The sequence below is a fragment of the Ruegeria sp. THAF33 genome, assembly GCF_009363615.1.
GTDB lineage: Bacteria > Pseudomonadota > Alphaproteobacteria > Rhodobacterales > Rhodobacteraceae > Ruegeria.
Genome location: NZ_CP045384.1, coordinates 2,715,993 through 2,739,472 on the forward strand (window position 1 = coordinate 2,715,993; position 23,480 = coordinate 2,739,472).

Below are 23,480 nucleotides of genomic sequence, written 5' to 3' on the forward strand. Positions count from 1 at the left end.
GTACCATGCATATCGCGCCCTATGACAATCAGAACAAACCCATCGTAGACGCCGATGATCCGACGGTTCCGCTGAACTATTTCAACATCGTCAAACTGAAAAAGGGCGAGGCCTTCGAATACACGGTCCCGGGTTACGAGACCTGCATCGTGCCCGCCACCGGCAGCGTCGACGTGGACGTCGAAGGCGTGCGCTTTGCCCATCTGGGCAACCGGGGCGAGGATGTCTGGGATGGCGAGCCCGAGGGCGCCTATGTCCCGTCGGGGGCACGGGCGCAGATGGTCTGCGTGTCAGAGACGGCCGAGGTGTTCGTGGCAGGCGCAAAGTATGACAAGGTGCTGGATCCGTTCGACGTGCGCGAGCATGACCTGGTGCAATATGGCAGCGACGACACCAAGACCCATCGCAAGATCAAGCATATCCTGGGCCAGAAACAGCATGACAAGGTCGGCCGCCTGCTGGTGAGCGAGCTGTTCACCGTGGGTCAGGGCGGCTGGTCCGGCTTTCCCAGCCACAAGCACGACACCAACCGCCTGCCGGACGAGACCCGTCATGACGAAACCTACAATTTCCGCTTCAAACCCAACTGGGGCTCGGGCCTGCAGATGCTGCAGCGCGAGGACAACGAACCGGGCGATGCCTATCACATCGTCGATGGCTCCACGATCTGCATCGACAAAGGGTATCACCCCTGCTGCGTGCTGCCGGGATACGAGATGTATTACTTCACCATCCTCGGCGGGCTGACCCAGCGGTCGCTGGTGCAGTATTTCCAACCCACCCATGCCTATCAGATCGAAACGATCCCGGGCATCAAAGACATGATCGCCAAATTCAAATGACCCTCGCTACGCTCAAAGACGTCCTGCAACCCGCCTACGAACAGGGCTATGCCGTCGGCGGCCTGGTGACGCTGGGCTGGGAGGACATGCGCGCCTATGTCGCCGCCGCCGAGGCCGAGAAAGCCCCGGTGATCCTGCAAGCCGGACCCAGCTGCCGCGAGCACACCCCGCTGCCGATCCTGGGCAAGATGTTCCGGTATCTGGCCGAAAACGCCTCGGTGCCCGTGGTGGCGCATCTGGATCACGGCTATACCTTCGAGGATTGCAAGATCGCGTTGGACAGCGGGTTCACCTCGCTGATGTTCGACGGGTCGCGCAAGCCCTTGCAGCAGAACATCGATGAAACCGCCGCGATTGCCGAAATGGCCCATTCCGCCGGGATCTCGTGCGAGGGCGAGATCGGCTTCGTCGGGTATTCCGGCGGTGAAGGCTCAAACGGCACGGATCCCGAGGAAGCCGCGAAGTTTGCCCGCGACAGCGGCGTCGACGCGATGGCAATCTCGGTCGGAAACGTCCACCTTCAGCAGAACAAGGAAGGTGGTCTGGACGAAAACCGCATACGCCAGATCGACTCCATGACAGAGGTTCCACTGGTGATCCATGGCGGATCGGGTGTGCCGGTCGAACAGCGCGCGCGGCTGGCGCGTGAAACCGCGATCTGCAAATTCAACATCGGGACCGAGTTACGCATGGCCTTCGGCACCGCGCTGCGCGAGGCCGTGAACCGCGACCCCGACCGGTTCGACCGGGTGACGATCCTGAAGGAAACCCACGATCCGGTCATGGCTGCCGCCCGCACCGTGATCCGCGCCTTTGGTGCGCCACCGCAGCGGTGACGCTCAGAGCGTGAATGCCGACCGGAAGGCGTTTAGCGCGTCTTCCGGGTCGCCTGCGGCGAAGGCTTCCATCCCGACAGGGCCACGATAACCCAGATCGTTCAGCGCACGCGCCACGGCGGCATAGTTGATCTCGCCGGTTCCGGGCTCGCACCGACCGGGATTGTCGGCCACCTGCACCTCTCCGATCCAGGGCAGGCATTTTTCACACCAGCGGATCAGATCCCCCTCGCCGATCTGGGTATGGTACAGGTCGAGATTGATCCGCAACTGCGGACGATCAACCGACGAAACCAAGGCGAGCACGTCCGCCGTTGACCCGAACGGACAGCCGGGATGGTCCAGCAGGTTCAGGTTTTCAAGCGTGAACACCACATCTTCGGCCTGGGCCAGATCACAGATCCGGTTCAGGGTGTCCCTGGCCTTCAGCCACATCGGCCCTGTGACCACGTCATGCTGCCAGATCGGTATGCCACCATCACCCAGACCGGTGCCGTGCAGGTTCAGACGCGCAACGCCAAGTCGCTTGCCGACCTGAATTGTTTCGGCGGCCGAGGCCAGCAGCATCTTGGCCCCGTCATCGTCGGCCAGCCGCCCCTGAAGATAGCCGTTCATGATGGTGAAACTGGCGCCGGTTGCGACCAGTCTGGGAATATCGAGCTCTGGCCAGTTCCACAGCCCGACGCCGAACCCCATCTCGGCCAGCCGGGCGGCACGCCAATCCATCGGCCTGTCCAGCCACAGCATCTCGGCACAGGCCGCAAGTTGAAACGGTTGAGGCATTGATTTCTCTTTCGGTATGGAAAGACTTAGATCGACCCGCCTTCGACCATGAAATTCCCCGCGCTGCACATGGCCGCGTCATCCGAGGCCAGAAACAGCACCATCCGCGCCACATAGACCGGGTCGATCGGGTCGGGCAGGCATTGGCGGTCGATCTGTTTGGCCAGCGCCTCGGGCGTGACCCACAGGTCTTTCTGGCGCTGGGTCATGATCCAGCCGGGCACGACCGTGTTGACCCGGATCCGGTGATCGCCCAGCTCGCGCGCCATGGTGCGGGTCAGGCCATGCACCGCCGATTTCGCTGTGGCATAGGCGGGAAAGCCCGCACCGGCCTCCCACCACGAATTCGACCCGATATTGATGATCGAACCTGCACCCTTGGCGATCATTCCTGGTGCCACCGACTGAATGGCAAAGAACATGTGGCGGATATTGGTCGCCATGCGCTCATCCCAATAGTCTGGCGTTACCTCGCGCCAGTCGTGCCGGTCATCCCGGGCCGCGTTGTTTACCAGCACATCCGCGTCGCCCAGCTCTTCCACCAGTTGCCCTATTGCGGCGTTCATCTCGTCAATGTTGCGCAGATCGCATTGGGCGAATGTATGCTCTCCGTCCAGTTCGGAAAGCAAAGCAAGCCCGGCATCGGCGTTGAGGTCCAAAAAACCAACCTTTGCCCCCTGTTCGGCAAAGGCCCGAACGGTTTCCGCGCCAATTCCGCCGGCGCCTCCGGTGATGAAAACCGTCTTACCTGCAAGGCTTGGGTAATTGGCGAAAGTATGGCTCATCCGTCACGCTCCATGATCCACGCGACCTCGGGGGCCGCAACAAAGCGCCATTTCCGCAGAGGTCCGGCCATGACGTTCAGATAGTACATCTCGAACCCATAGGGTGCACCGCAAGGGTGATGGCCGCGCGGGACGATCACAACGTCGCCATCTGATACCGCCATCGTCTCATCCAACTGGCCGTCATCGGTGTAAACCCGCTGGATCCCAAATCCGTTCGACGGGTTCAGGCGGTGGTAGTAGGTCTCTTCCAGATAGGTGATGCGGGGATAGTCATCCTCGTCGTGGCGGTGGCTGGGATAGGAGGACCAGTGGCCGTTCGGCGTGAACACCTCGGTCACCAGCAGGCTGTCTGCGTAGTCCTCATTCTCCATGGCGATATTGTTGATATATCGCGTATTTACCCCTTTGCCGCGTTCGGTCAGGGTTATGCCATCAGGTCCAATCCGACGCGCCGTATGACCGCCCTTACCCGGCGCCGAACAGATGGCCACAACGCAGTCGGTTTCCGCCACGGCCTCCCACTCGGTTCCGTTGGGCAGATACAGGCAATGCGGCGGTGTTTTTTCGAATACACTCATCCGGTCGCCCAAAATGCCCCAATCCTGTCCGGCCCCGGTGATCCGCGCCTTGCCTTCAACCATCACAACGATGACTTCGCGATCCGCGGTCACTTCGTTTGCGCGATCCCCGGCCTTTAGATGATAAAGCCCAAAGCCCACATGATTCCATCCAGCGCTTGACGGAGTGATGTCATGTACCTTGCCGTGGGTTCCGATCGGTTTCTTCAGCAGGTCTGCCATTCTTGTTCTCCTTCTTGGGCGGCCCCCGAGTGCCCGCCTGTGTTGAATTCAGGCAGCTTGCCTTTGGTTCCGGGCCGATAGGGACTGGGCCAGCTGCGCCTCGGTCCATCCTTCCGCAACCGCGCGACGCAGAATATCCGCCTGGCTTTCCGGCGCATTGCCCCCGACCGGGGGGTCCGTGTCCAGATTGGTCGGGAAGGGATAGCACTCTGCCGTGGCCGCTATGACCGCGTCCAGTTCTGCTACCGTCAGATCGCCCCATTGTTTCAGAGCAATCAAAGATGGGAATACCGCCTCGGACATCGCCCACCGATCCACCGACTCCATCGCGCGCCCGAAGGCGGATGAGATTTGCAGCAGGTTTGCCATGCGATTGATGTCGGCGCTGCTGTTCGCGCCCGCCGCATGGAACAGCGCCGGATTGAAGAACACCGCGTCCCCCTTTTCCAATGGCAACTGGATACAGCTGTCTTCGAAATGCGCCCGGTGTGCTTCATCGTGGAACGCCAGATAGCCCGGCGGGTAGAGCTGCGAGAACGGCAACAACTTGGTCGGCCCGCTTTCCACCGGCATGTCAAAATGCGCAACCGCCCCTTGCAGGGTCAGCGAGGCCGTCACCAGATGAGCCTGTGCGGGATACCTGGCCGCGCTTTCGGCGCTTTGAAACCCAAGGTGATAATCCCGATGCGCCTGTTGCGCCTTGCCACCGGGGCGCACCTGATTGATCTGAGCAGTCACCTGATAGTTCGGGCCAAGCCACGCTTCACATGCCGCCGCTATCGCCGTGTTCCCGAAATAGAGCGCAAAGCCCTCGGGGTCGCGCAGGCATTGCTTTTGCAGCGCGTTCCACACCCGGTCATTCGCGCCCGAGGCGGCAAAGTGATCGCCTTCACCGGCGCCACCCTGGCGTTCTTCTTCGATGATTTCACGAAACACATCCGTCGCCCGATCAATGATCGACGTGTCGGGATACGCCCCTTTCAGGGCGATCACACCGGCGGATTTGCCCAGCACCCGGCCCCATTCTGCCAGCAAGGCCCTGCGCGTATCAGGCCGTTCCAAACCGGGGCTCAGTGCCTGCATATCATAGACGGGCACGTTCTTTTCGACCGAGGCGGCAAAAGGCACCGTCTCGGCGGAAAGAGTCTGAGAGGTCAACACCTTGAATTCATCCAGATCACAGGATTCCTGGTCGAAATAGCCGACGAAACCGAGTTCTTGATTCACCATGATCTTTCTCCTCTTTCATGGCTTCGGTGTTGCCCCGAAGGGCGGGTTGTTACGCTTTGATCTCCAATCCTGCCTGACCGCAGACTTCGACAATGTGGTCATAGCCCATTTTCGAGTACTCATAGGGCGGCGCCTTGGCCGGGTCCTGCTCTGCCTCGACCACGATCCAGCCGTTGTAATCCATTGCTTTCAGTGCATTGGCCACGGCCTGAAAGTCTATGCAACCGTCACCCGGCACAGTGAACGCGCCCGCGATCACCGCATCCAGAAAACTGCGATTGTTCTCACGCGTGTCCTGTACGATTTCGGGGCGGATATCCTTGAAATGCACGTGATGCACCCGGTCGCCCCAACGGTTCAGCGTGGCCATCACATCGCCGCCACCAAACAGCAGATGGCCCGTATCGAAACACAGGCTCAATTCGGGGCCTGACCCCTCCATCAGCCAGTTCACCTCATCTTCACTTTCGATGATCGTGCCCATGTGATGGTGATAGGCCATGGGCATGCCCTGATCTGCCATCCACTTGGCAAGTTCGGTCAGCCTGCCCGCATAGGCCAGAACCTCGTCCCGCGACAATTTGGGGCGATCATTGACAGGCGTTCCGATCTGTCCCTGGACGGTATTGGAACATTCGGCATAGACGATGCACGGGCTGTTCAGCGCAACGAATTGTTCGACCTGTTCACGCACCACGGCGATCTCGGCGTGCAGGTCGTTGACCAGCGTGCTGCCCGAGCACCACCCCCCGCACAGCGCGATGTCATTTGCGTCCAGATAGGCCCGCAACCCTTCGGTGTCGGCGGGCATCCTCTGGCCTCGTTCGACACCTGTATAACCGATCTCGCGCGCTTCTTTCAGCGCCTGCTCCATCGTGTAAGCTGCGGTCAGGTCCGGCAGGTCGTCATTCTGCCAGGCAATCGGAGAGATGCCGATCTTCACGCTCATTTCGTGTTTCTTTCCTTGATGGCGGCTTCATAGGCCGCGCGTTTTTCATTCACTTCGGGGCGGGTGCTGACCTCGGGCACCGCCACTTCCCACCAGGTTCCGCCATATTCGGTCGATGGATAGGGATCGGTGTCGATCACCACGACATAGGGGCCTTTGACCTCATCGCGTTTGGCCAGCGCGTCTTCGAGCTCGGCAATCGAACTGACCTTGACCGAAGTCGCCCCCATCGCTGCCGCATGGGCGGCAAAATCGATGGCTGATTTTGTCTCGTGCACAGTGTGGTCGAGAAGGTTGTTGAACTCGGCCCCGCCTGTCCCCATTTGCAGACGGTTGATGCACCCAAACCCGCGGTTGTCCGTGACGACAACGGTGAACGAAATCCCCATCATCGCCGCCGTCGCCATTTCCGAGTTGGCCATCATATAAGTGCCATCACCGGTAAAGCAGATCACGTCGCGGTCGGGCTGGGCCATCTTGATGCCCATGGCACCAGCGATCTCGTACCCCATGCAGCTGAAACCATATTCCATGTGATAGGCACCGGGGCGTGGTGCCTTCCAAAGCTTGTGCAGCTCACCCGGCATCGTGCCGGCAGCGCACATCGCAACAGTGTTTTCCTTGGCGGCCCGCTGCACGGCGCCGATCACCTGCATATCCGTTGGCAGCGCATTGCTGTCCGTCGGGGCATCCGTCAGCGCATCAACTTTGCCAAACCAATCAGATTTCAATGCCGCAGGCAGATCCGGCGCGCGATGGCCGCCCAGCGCTTCTCTGAGCTCATCCAGACCAACCCGAGCGTCGGCCTGCAACGGCATCGCTCCGTGCTTTTCGGCGTCATAGGCGGCAGTGTTCAAGCTGATCAACTCGCGCTCGGGGTTCGCGAACAAACCCCATGACCCGGTGGTGAAGTCCTGAAACCGGGTGCCGACGCCCAGCACAAGATCCGCCTTTGCGCAGATGTCATTGGCGGGTTCGCCCCCGGTCACACCAACGGGACCAAGGTTGAGCGGGTGATCCCAGGGCAATGCGGACTTGCCGGCCTGTGTCTCGGCCACGGGGACATTGTGTGCCTCGGCAAAACGCTGCAACGTGGCGGTTGCGTCCGAATAATGCACACCTCCGCCAGCAACGATAACGGGGCGCTTGGCGGCCTTGATCGCAGCAACGGCGCGCGCCAGTTCCCCCTCATCCGGGCGAATGCGGCGCTGATACCAGACGCGCGGCTCAAAGAAGCTTTCGGGATAGTCGTATGCTTCGGCCTGCACATCCTGACAAAAGGCCAGCGTCGCCGGGCCGCAATCCGCCGGGTCCGTCATCGTGCGGAAGGCGCGCGGCAGAGCCGTCAGCAGATGTTCCGGGCGGGTGATGCGGTCGAAATACCGGCTGACCGGTCTGAAACAATCATTCGCACTGATGGTTCCATCCGAGAACACTTCGGGTTGCTGCAAAACCGGATCGGGGCCACGCGTCGCAAATACATCGCCAGGCAGCAACAAAACAGGCAGACGGTTTACATGGGCCAGAGCAGCGGCCGTGACCATATTGGTGGCCCCCGGTCCGATCGACGATGTCACCGCCATGGCGCGCCGCCGGCCCAACTGCTTGGCATAAGCAATCGCGCTGTGTGCCATGGTCTGTTCGTTGTGACCGCGATAGGTGGGAAGACTGTCTTTCGCCCCATGCAGCGCCTCGCCCAGACCTGCCACGTTGCCATGGCCGAAGATCGCCCACACACCTGCGATGAACGGCTCTCCAGCCTCGTTCATCTGCGCCCCGAGATAGCGCACCAGAGCCTGCGCCGCGGTCAATCGGACTGTTTTGCTCATCATGATCCCTTTCAACTCGGAGCCGCCATCGGCGGTCCGCGGGTTTTCTCATTTTCGAAGGTGTCAGGCCTTTTTCCAGAGCCTGAAATCAGAGTGGCGTCAGGTGCCACCGCCCGATGGATGCCCCCGTGAGGGCATCCGAGTGTTTTGCTTTAGACAGTACCGCCCAGCGATCCCTCAAGCTCGGCCATTTCCTGACCGCCGGCCATAAGGTCCTGCAACTCTTCGGGTGTGATTTCACCGCGTTTGGCCGTGCCCAGAGTTTTGCCGCGGTTCAGTACGGTAAAACGATCACCCACCGCCAGCGCATGGCGCACGTTGTGGCTGATGAAAACCACGCCGACACCCTGGCTGCGCACCCGGTCGATCGTAGCAAGAACATTCGACGTCTGACGCACACCAAGCGCCGAGGTCGGTTCGTCGAGGATCAGGATCTTGGCGCCGAAATACACCGCCCGCGCGATGGCCACCGTCTGACGTTCGCCGCCGGACAATGTCCCAACCGCCTGATCCGGTGCGCGCAGATTGATGCCCATCTTGCGCATCTCTTCCATGCAGACTTCGTTTGCATGATCCACATCGAACCGCTTGAGCAACCCTTTGCCCTTGGTGGGTTCGCGCCCCATGAAGAAATTGCGCGTCACGCTCATCAGCGGGATCATCGCAAGATCCTGAAACACGGTCGCGATGCCCGCTTCCATCGCGTCACGCGGCGTGTCGAAATGCAACGGCTGACCTTCGAACAAAATCTCGCCCTTGGTGGGTTTGTGCACCCCGGACATGGTCTTGATGAAGGTGGACTTACCCGCGCCGTTGTCGCCCAGCAGGCAATGGCATTCCCCGGGCTTGACGTCAAAGCTGACGCCAGCAAGCGCGATGATATTGCCAAAGTGCTTTTCGATGTCTTTCATCTGAACGATGGGCGCCTGATCATCGACGGCATCTCCATGGTGGAACTTGGTGTCTTCGGTCATATCAGCGCTCCCCGGTTACGCGCTTGCGGATCGCGTTGTTGAACAGAACGGCAATCAACAGCATGGCACCCAGGAAGACCTGGAACCAATCCTGATCAAAGTCGGTATAGGTCAGTCCGATGACGACCATTCCAAAGATGATCGAGCCGAAGAAAGCCCCGATGGCCGAGCCGTATCCGCCGGTCAGCAGGCAGCCGCCGATCACCGCGGCGATGATCGCCTCGAATTCTTTCTGGAACCCCCTCCGCGCATCGGTCGAGCCTGCGTCCATGACGGTGATGATCGCCACAAGGGCGGCACAGCACGCCGTCAGCATGAACAGTGAAACCTTGACGCGGTTCACCGGTACACCCGAATTGGATGCAGCCGTGCTGTCACCACCCGAGGCGAAAATCCAGTTCCCCACCGGGGTACGCAGCAGCACGTAGGTCGCCGCCAGTGTAATGACGATGAACCACAGGATTTCGACCGGAATACCGGGGACCTTGGGCGCACCGCTTTTGAATGTATCGATCATGCCGTTGGCGGCCAGCCATGCGAACAGGCTGCCGAATGCTTCGCCCGAAAAGAAGGGCGCCAGCCAGTCGTTTTCGACCGCGTCGCGCACGCCGCGCAGCTGGGTCGAACCGCCTGTCGCCATTTTCAGACCCACCAGTGACAGGCCACGAAGGATGAACAGAAACGCCAGCGTTACAATGAACGAAGGCAGGCCAGAACGGATCACGATATTGCCGTTAATCGCACCGACACAGGCCGCAAATACGAATGTCATTGGGATGGCAAAGATCAGCGGTAATTGCCAGGTCACGACGCAGACGCCGAAAAACAGCCCCGAGAACGCAACCATCGATCCGATCGACAGGTCGAACTCTCCACCAATCATCAGCAGTGCCGCACCGATCGCCAGGATACCCAACTGTGCCGCAGGAGTCATGAAGTTCATGACACCGGCAAGAGTGAACATCGATTCATCTGCGGTGATCGCAAAGAACACGAATACCAGAACCGCACCTGCAATGGCGCCCAGCTCGGGTCTTTTCATCAGTTTGGTCAGGAATGGTTCTTTCTTGACCCTTTCGTCCGACAGGACGGGCGCTGATTCACTCATGGTTTCCTCCCAATTCGGTGAGACCGGCGCGTTGGCGCCGATCCTGTTGTTTGTCGAGCCGCGCCGAAATCAGCGGATACCTTGCGCGGACAGTTCGATGACCTGTGCGGCCTTGTCCTGAGTGATCAGGTTCGGACCCGAAGGCACGTCGCCACCCGGCATCAGGCCGTATTTGGCGTGCAGACCCATGAAGTTCACCGACAGGTAGCCCTGAAGGTACTGCTGCTGGTCGATGGCAAAGGCCGCGTCACCATCCACGATTGACTGGAGGAAGTTGGCCGAAAGGTCGAACGAGGCAACATTCAAATCCCGCCCCGAGGCTTTGGCCGCGGCGACCGAAGGCTCGCCGGCCGAGCTTGCGCCCAGAGCCATAACGGTATCAACGCTTTCGTCAGCGGCCAACGCGGCGGCAACTTTGGACTCGATCTCGGACGGATCGTTCGAGGTCGGCAGAACGGTTACTTTACCGCCGAACCCTTCGGTGAAGCCTTCGCAGCGCAGGTCAAGTGACACGTTGCCGACCTCGTGGTTAACACAGATCGCATTCGTTCCACCCATCGAGGCCAGCTCTTCACCAGCCGCCTTGCCCGCATCATATTCGTCCTGACCCACATGCAGCAAAGCACCCAGTTCCTTGGCCACTTCCGCACCCGAGTTGATCGAGATCACCGGGATACCGGCGGCAACCGCACGTTCGATCGAGGGGCCAAGCGCATCGGCATCCGGGATCGAGACGATCAGCCCGTCAGGCTCCTGGTTCACGGCTGCGTCGATCAGCTGCGACATGGCAACCATGTCAAAGGTCTCAGGTGCACGATATTCCACGTTGACACCGACATCTTTTCCGGCCTGCTCAACGCCGTTCTTCACGACGTTCCAGAATGCGTCATTGGCCTGGCCATGCGACACGACCACGATTTCCTGCGCAAATGCAGGTGTGGCCAAGGCCAGTGCCCCCGCAGCAAGCGCGCCTTTAACGAATTTCTTCATTTCAGTTTCCTCCCAATGGTTCAGTCTGATCTTCTGTCGGGGTACCAGCCCCGATCATCCGGCTGTGCCGAATCTCAGTGGCTGCGGCGCTGGGCCGAGCTGATGTTAGTTTGAAGAATTTCGATCATTTTGCAACCGGTTTCAAAATTTCTTCCATCCGTACCGGTTTTCCTGCCCGCGCCGACAGGGTTGCGGCCTCGGCCATCGCCAGCGCTGCAACACCGTCCTTCAGCGTGACCGGAACTTCGGATCCACTTTCAACAGCGTCGACAAATGCGGCCCATTCCACGCGGTATGCAGGCATGTAGCGTTCCAGGAAGAAATAGGTAGGCTTGGCACCCACGACACCGTCCGCCGTTGACTTGACGACAGTGTTTTCCAGCATGTTCTGAGCCTGTAGCAACCCCTGGGAGCCCAGCAGTTCGACCCGCTGGTCATAGCCATAGGCCGCGCGCCGCGAATTCTTGATGACCGCGATGCGGCCATCCGCGTAAGTCATTGTAACTGCCGCTGTATCCACATCCCCCGCGGCGCCGATTTCAGCATCCACAAGCGAAGACCCAACCGCCGAGATTGTTTCGGGAACGTCCCCCATCAGGAAGTTCGCCATGTCAAAATCATGAATCATCATGTCCCGAAACAAACCGCCAGACACCTTTACGTAGCTGACCGGTGGCGGCGCCGGGTCAAACGATGTGATCGACAAGAGCTCTGCCTTGCCAATCTCACCCGCATCCAACCCCGCCTTCAAGGTCGCAAAATTGGGATCAAATCGCCGATTGAACCCTATCATGACCGGCTTGCCGCGTTCCGAGACCGAATTGAGACATTCCATGGCGCGCTTCAGGTCCAAATCAACGGGCTTTTCACACAGGACGGCTTTTCCTGCGCCTGTCGCTGCTTCAATCAGGTCAGAATGCGTATCTGTCGGAGTTGCAATCAGAACCGCGCAGATTTCCGGATCCGCAATGATCTCTTCGGAACTGCGCGCCTTGGCCCCATGATCGCTGGCAAGGCTGGCCGCGGCCTCTGGCAAGGCATCGGAAACAGCAATGAGTTTGCTGCCCGGATGCGATGCAATCGCCTGCGCATGAACACGCCCGATGCGCCCGGCACCCAACAATCCGACGTTCAACATACAGATCTCCCGAATCTTGTTGTTGCGCGCAACAATGATTCTATTTGCAACCGGTTGCAATATTTTTTTCACAACCTTGGCGCTTTTACGGCTCAGGCCCCAAATCATCCTGAAGAATTCGCGTTATGACCCCGGATCCCGATCCGCCAGCTGCAACTCACACGCTGAAATCCGCGCATTGGCCGTCCTACGGGAATCCCCCAATTTCGGAACATGGTGAATCAGGTTAATGTTTGGTTAAGGAACACACACTACCACTCTGTGACCCCTTAGAAGGGCTGGCATGACCCCCTCGTCCAGCCCTTCATACCTCACCCAACAACCGCGAAGAAACAGCCCGCATTGCGGCCTGACGTGTTCATCGAAATTGACGTTCGAGAATGGCGATCCCTGAAGGACTCGAACCCTCAACCTGCTGATTAGAAGTCAGCTGCTCTATCCAGTTGAGCTAAGGGACCGCTGCACCCTTCTTGCGGTTTTTACGAGCGGGGTTCAAGAGCCAAGCGCATGAATGCGCTGTTCGGATCGTCACTGTACCCAAAGATCGGTCTGCAATAGGAATAACCCAACTCTTCGTAAAGCTTGCGGGCGGCATCATACTCTGGAAGATGGTCTGCCCCGGTTTCCAAAACCAAAGCTTCGACGCCTTCTGCGCGCGCCAGATCGGCCAGATGAGCCATCATGACACGCGCCAGTCCGCGCCCCCGTACCTGTGCGAGGATATGCACCGATTTCACCTCGGCCGTGCCATCGGGCAACAGTTTCAAGGCGCCGCAGCCCAACGCCTGCTGATCGTCGTAAATCGCACAGAATCGAATGCCCGGTCCGGCCAGTGATTCTGCGCTCATCGTATGGTTGCTTTCCGCAGGACCGGCCGATTCGCTGTGGGCGAAATGAGCTTCCACAATCGGACGCAACACGTCCGAGGTGGGGTCGGCCTCGCGAATTTCGATCATTCAGTGAGTCCAGGGGCCACGGCGGTCAGTGGCGAAGTTTTCTCCGTAGCCGCGTGCGCGCAGGTTGGGTTTGCGCTTGTGCGGCTCGCTGACTTGCGCATCGATGCCATTGTCCCTGGCATAATCCATCGCCTCTTTCTTGGTGTCGAATTTCAGGCGTATCTGGGTTTGCGTATCATTGGATGATGTCCAGCCCATCAGCGGATCAACCTCACGTGCCGAAGCGGGAGCATATTCCAGAACCCACTTGCGTGTCTTGGCCATCCCTGAAGTCATCGCATTCCTTGCAGGCTGGTAAATCCGTGCGCGCATGTCGCCTCTCCGTACTCACTTGGCTGGACCTGTTTATGCGTCAGAGCGCAGCCCGGGACAAGACAACAATTGTCGCGGATTGTCGAAGCAAGCCTATGACAGAAACTGTCATCAGGGCCAACTATGATCTTCGACAAATCAGCCGAAGGATAAGCAGATGATCCATCGTGAGTGCATTCTGGGCGTCGACGCGAACCCCGGGAACAACCGGGCGATGCCCTCGACCGAAGCCCATGCCGTGATCGCCGGCCAACCGATGATGACGAAGGCTCTCGAAGGCGAGCTTGCCGCGTTGGCCGGCAAGGTTGGTTCGGATCACAATCCGGATGCGTATCTGCCCAGTGTCGAAACTGGGAGATTTGTACCGGATCAGCCCTTGCAGTTGGACAAAATAAGAACAAGTGTAAGGGCCTGATCCGGAGCCTGCCCATGCCATACGCCCATTCCGACAAGACCCAAATGACAACCGAAGATGTTCGGGCCCGCCTGAAACTGGAAGGCGGCAAACGGTTTGTCATGCATACGGATTTCGCCCCCGCAGGAGACCAGCCAACCGCAATCAAGGAACTTGCAAGCGGCATTCTGGATGGCGAGCGCGATCAGGTTCTGTTGGGGGCGACTGGTACGGGCAAAACCTTCACCATGGCCAAGGTGATCGAGGAAACCCAGCGCCCGGCCATCATCCTCGCCCCCAACAAGACATTGGCGGCGCAGCTATATGGCGAGTTCAAAGGCTTCTTCCCGGAAAACGCGGTCGAATATTTCGTCTCCTACTACGACTACTACCAGCCCGAGGCCTATGTCGCGCGATCGGACACCTATATCGAGAAGGAATCGCAGATCAACGAACAGATCGACCGGATGCGCCACTCGGCCACGCGGGCGCTGCTGGAACGCGACGACGTGATCATCGTCGCCTCGGTCTCGTGCATCTATGGCATCGGCTCGGTCGAGACCTACGGGGCGATGACACAGGATCTGAAGGTCGGACACGAATACGACCAGCGGCAAGTGATGGCCGATCTTGTGGCCCAGCAATATCGCCGCAACGATCAGGCATTTCAGCGCGGGTCATTCCGGGTGCGGGGCGACAGCCTTGAAATCTGGCCCGCCCACCTTGAGGATCGCGCCTGGAAATTCTCGTTCTTCGGTGAGGAACTGGAAAGCATCACCGAATTCGACCCGCTGACCGGCGAGCGCGCCGCGACAATGGAACAGGTGCGCGTCTATGCGAACTCGCACTATGTCACGCCGAAACCGACGATGCAGCAGGCCATCATCGGCATCAAAAAGGAACTGCGCCAGCGGCTGGATCAACTGGTGGGCGAGGGCAAGCTGCTCGAGGCGCAGCGGCTGGAACAGCGTACCAATTTCGATTTGGAGATGCTCGAGGCCACCGGCGTCTGCAACGGGATCGAGAACTACTCGCGCTATCTGACCGGCCGCGCGCCGGGCGAGCCGCCCCCGACCCTGTTCGAATTCATCCCCGACAACGCCATCGTCTTCGCCGACGAATCCCACGTCAGCGTTCCGCAGATCGGCGGCATGTATCGGGGCGACTATCGCCGCAAGTTCACCCTGGCCGAACACGGGTTCCGCCTGCCCTCCTGCATGGACAACCGGCCTTTGAAGTTTGAGGAATGGGACGCCATGCGCCCGCAATCCGTCTTTGTCTCGGCCACCCCGGCGAAGTGGGAGATCGAACAGACCGGCGGCGTCTTCACCGAACAGGTGATCCGCCCCACGGGCCTTTTGGACCCCGAGGTCGAAATCCGCCCCGTCGAGATGCAGGTCGACGACCTGCTGGACGAAGTGCGCAAAGTTGCCGCCAATGGCTTCCGCACGCTGGTCACCACGCTGACCAAACGCATGGCCGAGGACCTGACCGAATACCTGCACGAACAGGGCATCAAGGTCCGCTACATGCATTCCGACATCGACACGCTGGAACGCATCGAGATCCTGCGCGACCTGCGGCTGGGGGCCTTCGACGTGCTGGTGGGTATCAACCTGCTGCGCGAAGGGCTGGACATCCCTGAATGCGGGCTGGTCGCCATTCTGGATGCGGATAAAGAGGGCTTCTTGCGGTCCGAGACCTCGCTGATCCAGACCATCGGCCGCGCCGCCCGCAATGCCGAGGGCCGCGTGATCATGTATGCCGACAAGATCACCGGCAGCATGGAGCGCGCGCTGGAGGAAACCAACCGCCGCCGCGCCAAGCAGATTGCCTACAACGAGGAACACGGCATCACCCCCGAGACGGTGAAGAAGAATGTCGAAGACGTTCTGGCCGGTCTTTACGACGGCGACGTCGACATGAACCGCGTCACCGCCACAATCGACAAACCGATGCACGGCGCGAATTTGGAAGCACATCTGGACGGGTTGCGCGAGCAAATGCGCAAAGCCGCCGAGAACCTTGAATTCGAAGAGGCCGCCAACATCCGGGACGAAATCAAACGTCTGGAAGCGGTCGATCTGGCCGTCGCCGACGACCCAATGGCACGCCAATGGGCGGTCGAGAAAGCCTCGGAAGACGCAGTGAAATCACGCGGACGGTCGACGGCTGGCAGGCCGGGGCAGCGGGGTGGGAATGTAAAGAGAAGGAAGCGTTAATACGCGCCAAGTTAACGCGTATACATATTTTATTGCAACGTTGACGCCATATGTTGACGCACCCCTCCGAATCGCGTAGCAATGCGTTAAGGAGGCTGCAATGGCTCAGGACTACTCATTTGATGCACTTATCGATTTCTTAGGCTACCTAGGAAAAAAGGGGCTAATGAATCGTAACACGGTTGTTTCGAGAAAGGCGTCTTGCAACAAAGTGCTCTCTGTGCTCGATCCAGAAGAATTGGCAGACTTGCGAAATTTGGATCTAGATGTTGTAGCCCAAAGATTCGCCAACCTCCAAGGAGGCGAATATGCACCGAAGAGTCTGAGGGTCTATAAGTCCCGTGTTAACAGTTCTCTTGATGACTTTTTTCGCTACAAGGAAAACCCCGCTAATTTTTCAGTAAGCGCCACTCCTCGAAAACGCACAGCAACTCGCATTGAGTCTGAAGTAGAAATGCCTCGCCCGTCGGACCGCCCTCCACGAGTTGATACTGATATCTCAAGTCGCCGCGGCCCCACAATTAATGTGCCAATCGCCTTGTCATCCGACTGTATAGTTCAGATTAATGGGCTACCTGTTGACGTGTCACATAGCGAGGCGAAAAAGATTGCAAATGTGATTATGGCAATGGCTCCAGAAGCAGAATAAGCGCTCCCTTCCACAAGGAGTTGCTTCGCGGGTTTTCCCGCACGGCGCGGTCCTGCTAGAGGTGGCTTCCAACCCCACACTCTAGCAGGCCACACAATTTATTTAGCGGCCCGAGCAGCAATTTGCAAATTTGGTCCATATTAGTTCGTGCGCGATCTAAATGACAAACTTGAGCCCCAACACTCCACCCTTGCAGCCCAGCGCACACTCCTCCACGTTTGAAATCACAAATTGTGATTCCAAACGGTTGCCATGACGAACCCTAAAAATCTGCCCAGCACGCATGAGGTCCAAAGCGCCATTCACCGGGTGCGCGGCACCCGTGTGGTACTTGCCGAGGATCTGGCGCAGTTCTACGGAAAATCCGTCAGCGCCTTCAATCAGGCCGTCTCGCGCAACAAGGACCTGTTCGAGGGCTACCGTTTTCAGCTGACCGATGCCGAGGTCGCCGATTTGCAATCACAGAATGTGATCTCAAAACCCAAGGGCCGCGGCGGGCGGCGGATTAATCCTTGGGTCTATACCGATTACGGCGTGGCCATCGCTTCGGCCCTGTTCAAAGACCCGCGCGCGATCAAGATCACCCGCATGATCACCGAGGCATTCGTCGACGGCGCCAACGCCGTGACCGAAACCCCAGGCAGCGCGCCCGAGATCCTGCCACCCCAAGACGCCGCCGCCCCGTTGCTGCCCAATGGCGATCAGTTGCGGGCGCTGGCCGAAAACATCCTCGATTCCGGGCAACAAAGCCTGGTCGATTACATCGCCAACCCCACCACCAAACGCCAGCAGGCAGTGGCGGTGATCATGAAGACCCTGGCCGAAACCGCAGGCGAAGAGGTGCGCACCCAGCACGAGCGTCTGCGCCTGCGGATCGCCGAACGGTTGGCCGCCGGCGATTATGCCGATGATGACGACCGCAAGGGGTTGCTGGAATTGCTGAATGCGATGAAAGGCTGACGCAGCCCTTGCCCCGGACCTTTCGGCCGCTAGACTCCGCCCCATGCGCGTTGTCCTGTTATCATTGATCCTCGGCACACCCGCCGCCGCATGGGAAGCAACGGTGGGCCAGATCTGCACCCTGTCACACGTAACGGACACGGCAGAGATATTCCTGACCTATGACCCGGCAAAGCCGCTCTATACCCTGTCCGTGACCCGCATGACCGAAGGTTGGACCAATACCCCATGGTTCGCGATGCGGTTCGAGGGGCCGAACCCCATCGAAATCGCCACTCCGCATCATGTTCTGTCCGACGGTGCATCGATGCTGACAGTCACCGATACCGGATTTGGAAACGTGCTGGACGGGCTGGAATACAACCGGACCGCCTATGCGTTTACGCAGGACAGGGTGAGTGAATTTCCCTTGGACGGTGCAGCGCCCCAGGTTCGCATTTTCCGCGAATGTGCCGGGGCTCAGCTGTCCTGACCGGGTCAGAAATCGAACAGATCTTCCAGAAAACCGCCACGTTTCTTTTTCTTGCGATAGCCGTGATCCGCTCGGTCATCGTAACCGGGCTTTGGCGGAGAATACGCTGTTGACCGCTCGATGATCTTGTCCAGTTCGCCCCGATCCAGCCAGACACCTCGGCATTGCGGACAATAGTCGATTTCAACCCCGTTTCTGTCCGTGATGACCAGTTGAGTTCCGTCAATCGGGCATTGCATCATACGATCTCCTGTTTTGCTATTTATATGAGATGGGGTTGATCCGCTGCATTGCCATCCCTCTGTGACATGACGCCCGTTCGCTTGGGTCAAGCTGGATGACACAAGCAACTGGCCCCGGCCCAGGCACAATTTCTGGACTTCGCGATTACAACCGTCAGGGGCGCACGAACTTTGCCGTTCCAAGAGACCGCTGTTGCGGTTCGGGATCGTTGTGAACTGGCGGCGCAGTTGCCCGCGGCACGCTGGCAGCGCCACAGGCGACCCCGTCGCCATCCGGGTCATTGCGCTTGTGATAACCCGCCTGCCCCTCGTAAAACGGCCCCACCCCCAGCGACTGCGTCGCATCACAACCTGCCAATGCGATCAGGTGGATCACCGCCTCTTCCCGCTCAAATTCGGACAGGCGCAGAAAAACACCCGTGGCGATCAGCACGGTGGTCAGCGGCAACAACAGAACCATGACCAGTATGCGTAGCGGAGACAGCGCATGCCTGCGCGTCGCTTCTGCGCGCCGGTGTCGTCTGGACGGCCGCGGCTTCGGATCAGGCGTATCCTGCGAGGGTTTCTTGAACAGCATTGCCTGATCTGTAACGTCGATTTGTGGCAAAGCCGAGGCAATCCCATATCGCTGAGGTAAAACAAATGGCGCAATCCATTTCAGGCACTTAAGATGACAGGGAACCTGTCATCTGCCCGATTTTTTGCTGCCGAACCGATATCGTGACCCTATCCGATCCTTATCACACGCCCGACGCAGCGGCGCGCTTGCAAGCACAAGACCTTCTCTTTAAGGCCAAATTTGCCGCACTGGCCTTTCTGCGCCCTGACACCGAGTTGCCGTCTGTCTCACGGATCGCGTTGGCCACGGATGAAGCAGGTTGCCCTGTCTCGCTGATTTCAACCCTTGCGGAACATACGCGCGCGCTGAGCACTTGCCCCAACTGCGCCCTTCTGATCGGAGAGCCCGCAGACAAGGGCGAACCGCTGACCCATCCGCGCCTGACATTGCACGTGATCGCTCAGCCAGTTCACCGGGACATGGCAGGCTATGGTGACTTGCGCGACCGGTACTTGGCGCGACGGCCCAAAGCGAAACTCTATATCGATTTCGCCGATTTCGGACTGGTCCGGTTCGCCATTCAGGACGGTCTTTTGAACGCCGGATTTGGCAAGGCCTATCGCCTTACAGCACAGGATTTCTAGCCATCAGCGGACCACATGCACGGCACATCCCGCATGACGAACGACATGAGACGCGGTAGAGCCCAGAAGCAGGTCCTGCATCCCCGGCCGGTGGGACGCAATTATGATCAGATCGGGCTTGTTCGCCTCGGCCCAATCCAGAATGGTCCGGCCGGAATGTCCCTCGATCACCAAACCCTTGGCATTCGGCAGCTGCGATGCCAGTTCATCCAGTTCTGTCTGAATCGCCTTACGCGCCTCTGTCAGATATTCGGACGGCATATACGAGATTGCATAGTTTGGAATATGCTCGACCACATGCAACAATGTCACCTGCGCGTCTGGCGTGGCCAGAATCTGGGCCAGCTTCAAAGGCCCGGATGTATCTCTTTCAGCATCGAACGAGATGGGGACCAGAATGTTGTGATACATGATGTGAGCCTCCAATTTTGCAGGCTAACTTTGAAACAGATATGAATTGCAGGCTTTGATTCAGGTCAGGAACTGCCGAATGTCTCAGCGACGTCATACATGACCGGCTCAAAGCTTTTGCAGAGTTCGTTGATCTTGCGGTTGCGATCGCGCATTTCAGGCGTGCGCAGCATGGCAAGGAAATCTTCGCGGCGCTCCCATTGCGAATAGTTTGCTATTCGGGTTTGTGCGTCATTGACGTGCAGCCCGGCGGAAACGAAACCTGGCTGCTTCGAAATGAACTCGGCATAGGCATCCGTCAAAGCTTCCAGAAGGTCCTGACAGGTGCCAGGCGTCATTTCAAAGGTCGTGATAACTGTTTGAACACTGGCGTTTTTGGCGATTTTCAGCATCGGGATTCTCCACTTTCTGTCCCAAGCCTAACACATCAAAATGAAACGTCGCCTATTTCCTGCCGACCTTGCAAACCGGGTCAGTCATTTACGGTCAGATCAGAGTGAAATGGCCACCCGTTTCGGAGTGGCCAGACAGCCTTTTAACGTTCCATGCGCATCAGAACCGAGGCCGTACCCTTCACATGCTCTGGCCAGCGCAACAGAAAACTGTCGCCTGTCGCCCCCTGTTCGACCTCAACATGAGGCGCACTGAAGACATGGTTGTTGAACACTCCCGAGAGCACACCGATCGTCGCAACCCCATCGCAGCTTCGTGCCTTGCCGTCGAATGGCAACTGTCCGTTTGCCGAAACAGGCCAAAGATTGGACACCGAGTTCTGCGTATAGCGAACCCTCAACGGGTTTGCGGATTTCCTGGTTACGCCATGATACGTATTGTTCTGGAAGGTCACGTTGGTGTGCCTGTCTTTGTTCAAGTCGGCAAAGCTTGTATCCACCCGTTCCGCTCGGAAGATTTCACCGCTCGTGGCACGAAACTTGTTGCCGGTCACGACCAGGCCATTGAGAAAATGCCCGGGCCCATAGGGGCGAATGACGATGAAACTAAACCAGGACGGGGCCTGACTAGAATAAAAGATGTTGTCCGTGATGCTCATCGCACTGAACGAAAAACCACTCGTGTATGTCGGCGACGGGTCGCGTTCATTCGTCCATTCGATGAAACAGTTGTCGACATAATTCTCGGCGATAGTGGAACTGTTGTAGGTGCCGATCATGATCAAACCGGCCGTACGCACACCTTGCGGGATGCTATCGCCCTGAAAGACATGGTTGCCCAGAATCATGTTGTTGTCACCGCCCAGAACAGCGAAATGCCTGAAACGCACGGCTCGGTTGTGGCGCAGCTTCACATCGTTTGAATTGGTATTCAACGCAATGGAATACCGGTCCGTAACGACAAGGGCTTCTTCTGCTGACAGGAACTGGCAATTGTCGATCAGCATGCCCTTGCACCCCGTTCCGGTCGACGTGATCCCCCGGTCTTTCGGGCGGCTGACAAAACAGTCGTTCAACGAAAATGTACTGCCGGCGGCCGCCAAACGAATTCCGCTGCATCGGCTGTTGCATTGAAATTCGATCTGCTCCATGCCGAATTTTCGAAGCGTGCTGAAGCCGCTGAAATCCAGCAGGTACTTGAATGAATAGAACGAAAAGGACTGGGTCCCCGACGCCCCCACAAGGGGCGCGCTCAGTGTGATCTCACCCGCACCGACGTTCTTTGACCGTACATAGATTTCACGCCCGACTCCGCTGCCGGCAACGTAGGACCCGACGGGAATGTTGGCGACATTCGCGACATTGGTCAGACGCGTTTTGTCCGACGGATCATAGGTCGCAGTCGAGGTGAACGTTTCCGTATCCCAAGCCGAACTGCTTTTGACGTCAAACTGACCATTCCGGATCACGCGACGGGTTGAAAAACCACTCTGCTTGTTGGGAACCGCTGCGGCCATGTCGATCGGCGCGGTGACGGAAATCTTGCGACCACCCAAATCCAGCGAGTCATGATCCGAATTGTTCAGAAGGGCCTGAAACGCTTTTTTGAACGCCAGTTCTTCGTCTCCGAAAGCCGAAATGTAAGCCGGCAGATGGAAATCCTTTGTCAGCAACAGCATCTTGTCATCCGGCATGGTAACTGTGCCTTCAAAGTCCATTTCGGAGGTCATACTGGTGTTTTCGGCCAGATGATAAGTCCCTTGCGGAACGTAAACCCGACGGCCACCCGCCGCCTGATCGGTCGCTTCAAACGCAGCTGAATCGTCCGTCACACCGTCGCCGATGGCCCCATAGTCACGCACATCCACAACACTGATCATCTCACGCAGGAAAACACCGGTGACATCCGTGATCTCCAGGTCGTCGACACGCACCAGCGCCCCATTCGCGCCCTCAATATCCAGACCGAAATGGCCATACAGGGCGGCCAGCCCCCAAGGCATGTCCACGCCGGGGCGTTTGCCGGTTCCGACGATCGCCGTTATTTCATGCACGCTTCCATAGCCCGACAGCTGTGTGGCAGGCCCCTGCTCCACGACTCCTGCCACATGCGTGTCCCCTGCGCCCCCGGCCCAGGCCGCTATGCGCACCGACGGCAAAGGGCCGCTGATCGCCTTGACCCGCGCTTTGATCTGCAAATAGCAACCGGGCAAAATCGGCGTCTGGCCCATATACCGAAGCTGTTGGGTGGTTTGGACTTTCAGGATCTCCAGACAGCCACCAAAATCGGCATCCGCAGGCACGAAAACCCCCGTGCCGGATCCGCCATATGTGGGCGAGCCGGGCGTTCCGTCCCCCGCAGACCAAACGGTCAGGCCATTCGCGAATTGAGGCGGCATGAAGACGATGCCGTCAGTGATTGCCTTGTTCATTGAAAACCCTTTCTAAATCGCGCCGCACCAATCTGGCGACGCGTCCAAACCCCGTGTCCAGGTCCGCCCCGAACGCGTCAGTCTGAATACCGAAAGAGAGTTAACCACGGCTCATATCACCGTGACGGTGGTGTTGCCTCAGGCCGCAGGGTCAGCGGTGCCCAACAATTGGACGCCGTTGACTTTCCAACCGTCCTCCAGAGGGATCATCTGATAGTCCAGTATGTGCACACGCCCGTTTGCGTCGGTGATCATCACCTTCTGCCACAGGGCTCCTGCAATTTCACGCAACTCCAGAAAACGAAATTCGGAAGGACGCCAGACCATCGGATACCCATTGCGTACCATTGCTCCGAAATTGTCGGGGTTCTGAAAAAGGCGCTGGATGCTGGGGCTGGCAAAGGTGAAGGCCGTGGCAAAATCATCCGCCTTGAAGGCTTGTATCTGCGCCGAAATGTTTGCTTCGATCTCTGCGTTTTGCGCAAATGCGCCCGACCCCAGCCCAACACTCAGGGATACAGCAAGCAAAAATCGACGCATGGGGCCACCTCCTGCAAAAAAAGAGTAG

26 protein-coding genes and 1 tRNA gene are annotated in these 23,480 nt (G+C 58.5%); 8 read left to right on the forward strand and 19 right to left on the reverse strand.

Going from position 1 to position 23,480, the window contains the following annotated elements:
- Positions 1-5: 5 nt before the first annotated feature.
- Positions 6-842 (forward strand): 5-deoxy-glucuronate isomerase, encoded by an 837-nt coding sequence (locus tag FIU92_RS13550; RefSeq protein ID WP_152459123.1) that lies wholly within the window; start codon positions 6-8, stop codon positions 840-842.
- Positions 839-1,678, forward strand: coding sequence for a class II fructose-bisphosphate aldolase (locus FIU92_RS13555; RefSeq protein ID WP_152459124.1), 840 nt, complete (start codon positions 839-841; stop codon positions 1,676-1,678). Before FIU92_RS13550 ends, FIU92_RS13555 begins: the two co-directional genes overlap by 4 nt.
- A gap of 3 nt (positions 1,679-1,681) precedes the next feature.
- Here FIU92_RS13555 and FIU92_RS13560 read toward each other — a convergent pair whose 3' ends face one another.
- The 13 genes from FIU92_RS13560 to FIU92_RS13620 form a co-directional block, all read right to left on the reverse strand.
- Positions 1,682-2,461, reverse strand: coding sequence for a TIM barrel protein (locus tag FIU92_RS13560; protein WP_152459125.1), 780 nt, complete (start codon positions 2,459-2,461; stop codon positions 1,682-1,684).
- 26 nt (positions 2,462-2,487) lie between these two features.
- Positions 2,488-3,246, reverse strand: a complete 759-nt coding sequence (locus tag FIU92_RS13565; RefSeq protein ID WP_152459126.1) for an SDR family NAD(P)-dependent oxidoreductase — start codon at positions 3,244-3,246, stop codon at positions 2,488-2,490.
- The gene (gene iolB, locus FIU92_RS13570; protein ID WP_152459127.1) at positions 3,243-4,049 is read right to left on the reverse strand and encodes a 5-deoxy-glucuronate isomerase; all 807 of its coding nucleotides are present in this window, start codon (positions 4,047-4,049) and stop codon (positions 3,243-3,245) included. Before iolB ends, FIU92_RS13565 begins: the two co-directional genes overlap by 4 nt.
- 48 nt (positions 4,050-4,097) lie before the next feature.
- The gene (locus FIU92_RS13575) at positions 4,098-5,279 is read right to left on the reverse strand and encodes a phytanoyl-CoA dioxygenase family protein (protein ID WP_152459128.1); all 1,182 of its coding nucleotides are present in this window, start codon (positions 5,277-5,279) and stop codon (positions 4,098-4,100) included.
- 49 nt (positions 5,280-5,328) lie between these two features.
- Positions 5,329-6,228: a myo-inosose-2 dehydratase gene (gene iolE, locus FIU92_RS13580; RefSeq protein ID WP_152459129.1), complete on the reverse strand. Its 900-nt coding sequence runs from the start codon at positions 6,226-6,228 to the stop codon at positions 5,329-5,331.
- A complete protein-coding gene (gene iolD, locus FIU92_RS13585; protein WP_172978500.1) occupies positions 6,225-8,057 on the reverse strand; it encodes a 3D-(3,5/4)-trihydroxycyclohexane-1,2-dione acylhydrolase (decyclizing) in 1,833 nt (610 codons plus the stop codon). Before iolD ends, iolE begins: the two co-directional genes overlap by 4 nt.
- A 152-nt stretch (positions 8,058-8,209) precedes the next feature.
- A complete protein-coding gene (locus tag FIU92_RS13590) occupies positions 8,210-9,031 on the reverse strand; it encodes an ATP-binding cassette domain-containing protein (RefSeq protein ID WP_152459131.1) in 822 nt (273 codons plus the stop codon).
- Between the two features lies 1 nt (position 9,032).
- Complete coding sequence (locus FIU92_RS13595; protein ID WP_152459132.1) at positions 9,033-10,139, reverse strand: ABC transporter permease; 1,107 nt, start codon at positions 10,137-10,139, stop codon at positions 9,033-9,035.
- Positions 10,140-10,208: 69 nt separating this feature from the next.
- The gene (locus FIU92_RS13600; protein WP_152459133.1) at positions 10,209-11,129 is read right to left on the reverse strand and encodes a sugar ABC transporter substrate-binding protein; all 921 of its coding nucleotides are present in this window, start codon (positions 11,127-11,129) and stop codon (positions 10,209-10,211) included.
- A 124-nt stretch (positions 11,130-11,253) separates the two neighbouring features.
- The gene (iolG, locus tag FIU92_RS13605) at positions 11,254-12,267 is read right to left on the reverse strand and encodes an inositol 2-dehydrogenase (protein ID WP_152459134.1); all 1,014 of its coding nucleotides are present in this window, start codon (positions 12,265-12,267) and stop codon (positions 11,254-11,256) included.
- Between the two features lie 381 nt (positions 12,268-12,648).
- A tRNA-Arg gene (locus FIU92_RS13610) sits at positions 12,649-12,725 on the reverse strand.
- Positions 12,726-12,746: 21 nt separating this feature from the next.
- Positions 12,747-13,223 (reverse strand): GNAT family N-acetyltransferase, encoded by a 477-nt coding sequence (locus tag FIU92_RS13615; RefSeq protein WP_152459135.1) that lies wholly within the window; start codon positions 13,221-13,223, stop codon positions 12,747-12,749.
- Entirely contained in the window at positions 13,224-13,535 is a 312-nt protein-coding gene (locus tag FIU92_RS13620) for an ETC complex I subunit (RefSeq protein WP_152459136.1), read from the reverse strand.
- A 157-nt stretch (positions 13,536-13,692) separates the two neighbouring features.
- Between FIU92_RS13620 and FIU92_RS13625 the strand changes: the two genes are divergently transcribed.
- The 5 genes from FIU92_RS13625 (at position 13,693) to FIU92_RS13645 (ending at position 18,232) form a co-directional block, all read left to right on the forward strand.
- Positions 13,693-13,950 carry a hypothetical protein gene (locus FIU92_RS13625; RefSeq protein ID WP_152459137.1) on the forward strand — a complete coding sequence of 86 codons (258 nt, stop codon included), beginning with the start codon at positions 13,693-13,695 and terminating at the stop codon, positions 13,948-13,950.
- A gap of 14 nt (positions 13,951-13,964) precedes the next feature.
- The gene (gene uvrB / locus FIU92_RS13630) at positions 13,965-16,151 is read left to right on the forward strand and encodes an excinuclease ABC subunit UvrB (protein WP_152459138.1); all 2,187 of its coding nucleotides are present in this window, start codon (positions 13,965-13,967) and stop codon (positions 16,149-16,151) included.
- A gap of 100 nt (positions 16,152-16,251) precedes the next feature.
- Entirely contained in the window at positions 16,252-16,800 is a 549-nt protein-coding gene (locus tag FIU92_RS13635) for a hypothetical protein (protein WP_152459139.1), read from the forward strand.
- Between the two features lie 252 nt (positions 16,801-17,052).
- A complete protein-coding gene (locus tag FIU92_RS13640; protein WP_152459140.1) occupies positions 17,053-17,760 on the forward strand; it encodes an ORF6N domain-containing protein in 708 nt (235 codons plus the stop codon).
- A gap of 43 nt (positions 17,761-17,803) precedes the next feature.
- Positions 17,804-18,232: a hypothetical protein gene (locus FIU92_RS13645; RefSeq protein WP_152459141.1), complete on the forward strand. Its 429-nt coding sequence runs from the start codon at positions 17,804-17,806 to the stop codon at positions 18,230-18,232.
- A 5-nt stretch (positions 18,233-18,237) separates the two neighbouring features.
- Here FIU92_RS13645 and FIU92_RS13650 read toward each other — a convergent pair whose 3' ends face one another.
- Complete coding sequence (locus FIU92_RS13650; RefSeq protein WP_152459919.1) at positions 18,238-18,471, reverse strand: zf-TFIIB domain-containing protein; 234 nt, start codon at positions 18,469-18,471, stop codon at positions 18,238-18,240.
- Between the two features lie 157 nt (positions 18,472-18,628).
- Positions 18,629-19,051, reverse strand: a complete 423-nt coding sequence (locus FIU92_RS13655; RefSeq protein WP_152459142.1) for an excalibur calcium-binding domain-containing protein — start codon at positions 19,049-19,051, stop codon at positions 18,629-18,631.
- A gap of 143 nt (positions 19,052-19,194) precedes the next feature.
- Between FIU92_RS13655 and FIU92_RS13660 the strand changes: the two genes are divergently transcribed.
- Entirely contained in the window at positions 19,195-19,677 is a 483-nt protein-coding gene (locus FIU92_RS13660) for a HugZ family protein (RefSeq protein ID WP_152459143.1), read from the forward strand.
- 3 nt (positions 19,678-19,680) lie between these two features.
- Here the strand turns inward: FIU92_RS13660 and FIU92_RS13665 are convergent, their stop codons facing one another.
- The 4 genes from FIU92_RS13665 to FIU92_RS13680 all read right to left on the reverse strand — a co-directional run bounded on the left by FIU92_RS13665 (position 19,681) and on the right by FIU92_RS13680 (position 23,452).
- Positions 19,681-20,088, reverse strand: coding sequence for a universal stress protein (locus tag FIU92_RS13665; protein WP_152459144.1), 408 nt, complete (start codon positions 20,086-20,088; stop codon positions 19,681-19,683).
- A 65-nt stretch (positions 20,089-20,153) separates the two neighbouring features.
- Positions 20,154-20,480 (reverse strand): antibiotic biosynthesis monooxygenase, encoded by a 327-nt coding sequence (locus FIU92_RS13670; RefSeq protein WP_152459145.1) that lies wholly within the window; start codon positions 20,478-20,480, stop codon positions 20,154-20,156.
- Between the two features lie 143 nt (positions 20,481-20,623).
- Entirely contained in the window at positions 20,624-22,912 is a 2,289-nt protein-coding gene (locus FIU92_RS13675) for a glycosyl hydrolase family 28-related protein (RefSeq protein ID WP_152459146.1), read from the reverse strand.
- Between the two features lie 138 nt (positions 22,913-23,050).
- The gene (locus FIU92_RS13680) at positions 23,051-23,452 is read right to left on the reverse strand and encodes a DUF4864 domain-containing protein (protein ID WP_152459147.1); all 402 of its coding nucleotides are present in this window, start codon (positions 23,450-23,452) and stop codon (positions 23,051-23,053) included.
- Positions 23,453-23,480 lie beyond the last annotated feature (28 nt).

What these genes read in the sequence shown, in the direction of transcription:
- uvrB (WP_152459138.1), top strand. Translation starts at nt 13,965, where the DNA reads ATGCCATACGCCCATTCCGACAAGACCCAAATGACAACCGAAGATGTT.
- FIU92_RS13665 (WP_152459144.1), bottom strand. Translation starts at nt 20,088, where the DNA reads ATGTATCACAACATTCTGGTCCCCATCTCGTTCGATGCTGAAAGAGAT.
- FIU92_RS13615 (WP_152459135.1), bottom strand. Translation starts at nt 13,223, where the DNA reads ATGATCGAAATTCGCGAGGCCGACCCCACCTCGGACGTGTTGCGTCCG.
- FIU92_RS13620 (WP_152459136.1), bottom strand. Translation starts at nt 13,535, where the DNA reads ATGCGCGCACGGATTTACCAGCCTGCAAGGAATGCGATGACTTCAGGG.
- FIU92_RS13590 (WP_152459131.1), bottom strand. Translation starts at nt 9,031, where the DNA reads ATGACCGAAGACACCAAGTTCCACCATGGAGATGCCGTCGATGATCAG.
- FIU92_RS13640 (WP_152459140.1), top strand. Translation starts at nt 17,053, where the DNA reads ATGACGAACCCTAAAAATCTGCCCAGCACGCATGAGGTCCAAAGCGCC.
- FIU92_RS13635 (WP_152459139.1), top strand. Translation starts at nt 16,252, where the DNA reads ATGGCTCAGGACTACTCATTTGATGCACTTATCGATTTCTTAGGCTAC.
- FIU92_RS13675 (WP_152459146.1), bottom strand. Translation starts at nt 22,912, where the DNA reads ATGAACAAGGCAATCACTGACGGCATCGTCTTCATGCCGCCTCAATTC.
- FIU92_RS13575 (WP_152459128.1), bottom strand. Translation starts at nt 5,279, where the DNA reads ATGGTGAATCAAGAACTCGGTTTCGTCGGCTATTTCGACCAGGAATCC.
- FIU92_RS13625 (WP_152459137.1), top strand. Translation starts at nt 13,693, where the DNA reads ATGATCCATCGTGAGTGCATTCTGGGCGTCGACGCGAACCCCGGGAAC.
- FIU92_RS13600 (WP_152459133.1), bottom strand. Translation starts at nt 11,129, where the DNA reads ATGAAGAAATTCGTTAAAGGCGCGCTTGCTGCGGGGGCACTGGCCTTG.
- FIU92_RS13550 (WP_152459123.1), top strand. Translation starts at nt 6, where the DNA reads ATGCATATCGCGCCCTATGACAATCAGAACAAACCCATCGTAGACGCC.
- FIU92_RS13645 (WP_152459141.1), top strand. Translation starts at nt 17,804, where the DNA reads ATGCGCGTTGTCCTGTTATCATTGATCCTCGGCACACCCGCCGCCGCA.
- FIU92_RS13560 (WP_152459125.1), bottom strand. Translation starts at nt 2,461, where the DNA reads ATGCCTCAACCGTTTCAACTTGCGGCCTGTGCCGAGATGCTGTGGCTG.
- FIU92_RS13650 (WP_152459919.1), bottom strand. Translation starts at nt 18,471, where the DNA reads ATGCAATGCCCGATTGACGGAACTCAACTGGTCATCACGGACAGAAAC.
- FIU92_RS13680 (WP_152459147.1), bottom strand. Translation starts at nt 23,452, where the DNA reads ATGCGTCGATTTTTGCTTGCTGTATCCCTGAGTGTTGGGCTGGGGTCG.
- FIU92_RS13655 (WP_152459142.1), bottom strand. Translation starts at nt 19,051, where the DNA reads ATGCTGTTCAAGAAACCCTCGCAGGATACGCCTGATCCGAAGCCGCGG.
- iolE (WP_152459129.1), bottom strand. Translation starts at nt 6,228, where the DNA reads ATGAGCGTGAAGATCGGCATCTCTCCGATTGCCTGGCAGAATGACGAC.
- FIU92_RS13670 (WP_152459145.1), bottom strand. Translation starts at nt 20,480, where the DNA reads ATGCTGAAAATCGCCAAAAACGCCAGTGTTCAAACAGTTATCACGACC.
- iolB (WP_152459127.1), bottom strand. Translation starts at nt 4,049, where the DNA reads ATGGCAGACCTGCTGAAGAAACCGATCGGAACCCACGGCAAGGTACAT.
- iolD (WP_172978500.1), bottom strand. Translation starts at nt 8,057, where the DNA reads ATGAGCAAAACAGTCCGATTGACCGCGGCGCAGGCTCTGGTGCGCTAT.
- iolG (WP_152459134.1), bottom strand. Translation starts at nt 12,267, where the DNA reads ATGTTGAACGTCGGATTGTTGGGTGCCGGGCGCATCGGGCGTGTTCAT.
- FIU92_RS13565 (WP_152459126.1), bottom strand. Translation starts at nt 3,246, where the DNA reads ATGAGCCATACTTTCGCCAATTACCCAAGCCTTGCAGGTAAGACGGTT.
- FIU92_RS13595 (WP_152459132.1), bottom strand. Translation starts at nt 10,139, where the DNA reads ATGAGTGAATCAGCGCCCGTCCTGTCGGACGAAAGGGTCAAGAAAGAA.
- FIU92_RS13555 (WP_152459124.1), top strand. Translation starts at nt 839, where the DNA reads ATGACCCTCGCTACGCTCAAAGACGTCCTGCAACCCGCCTACGAACAG.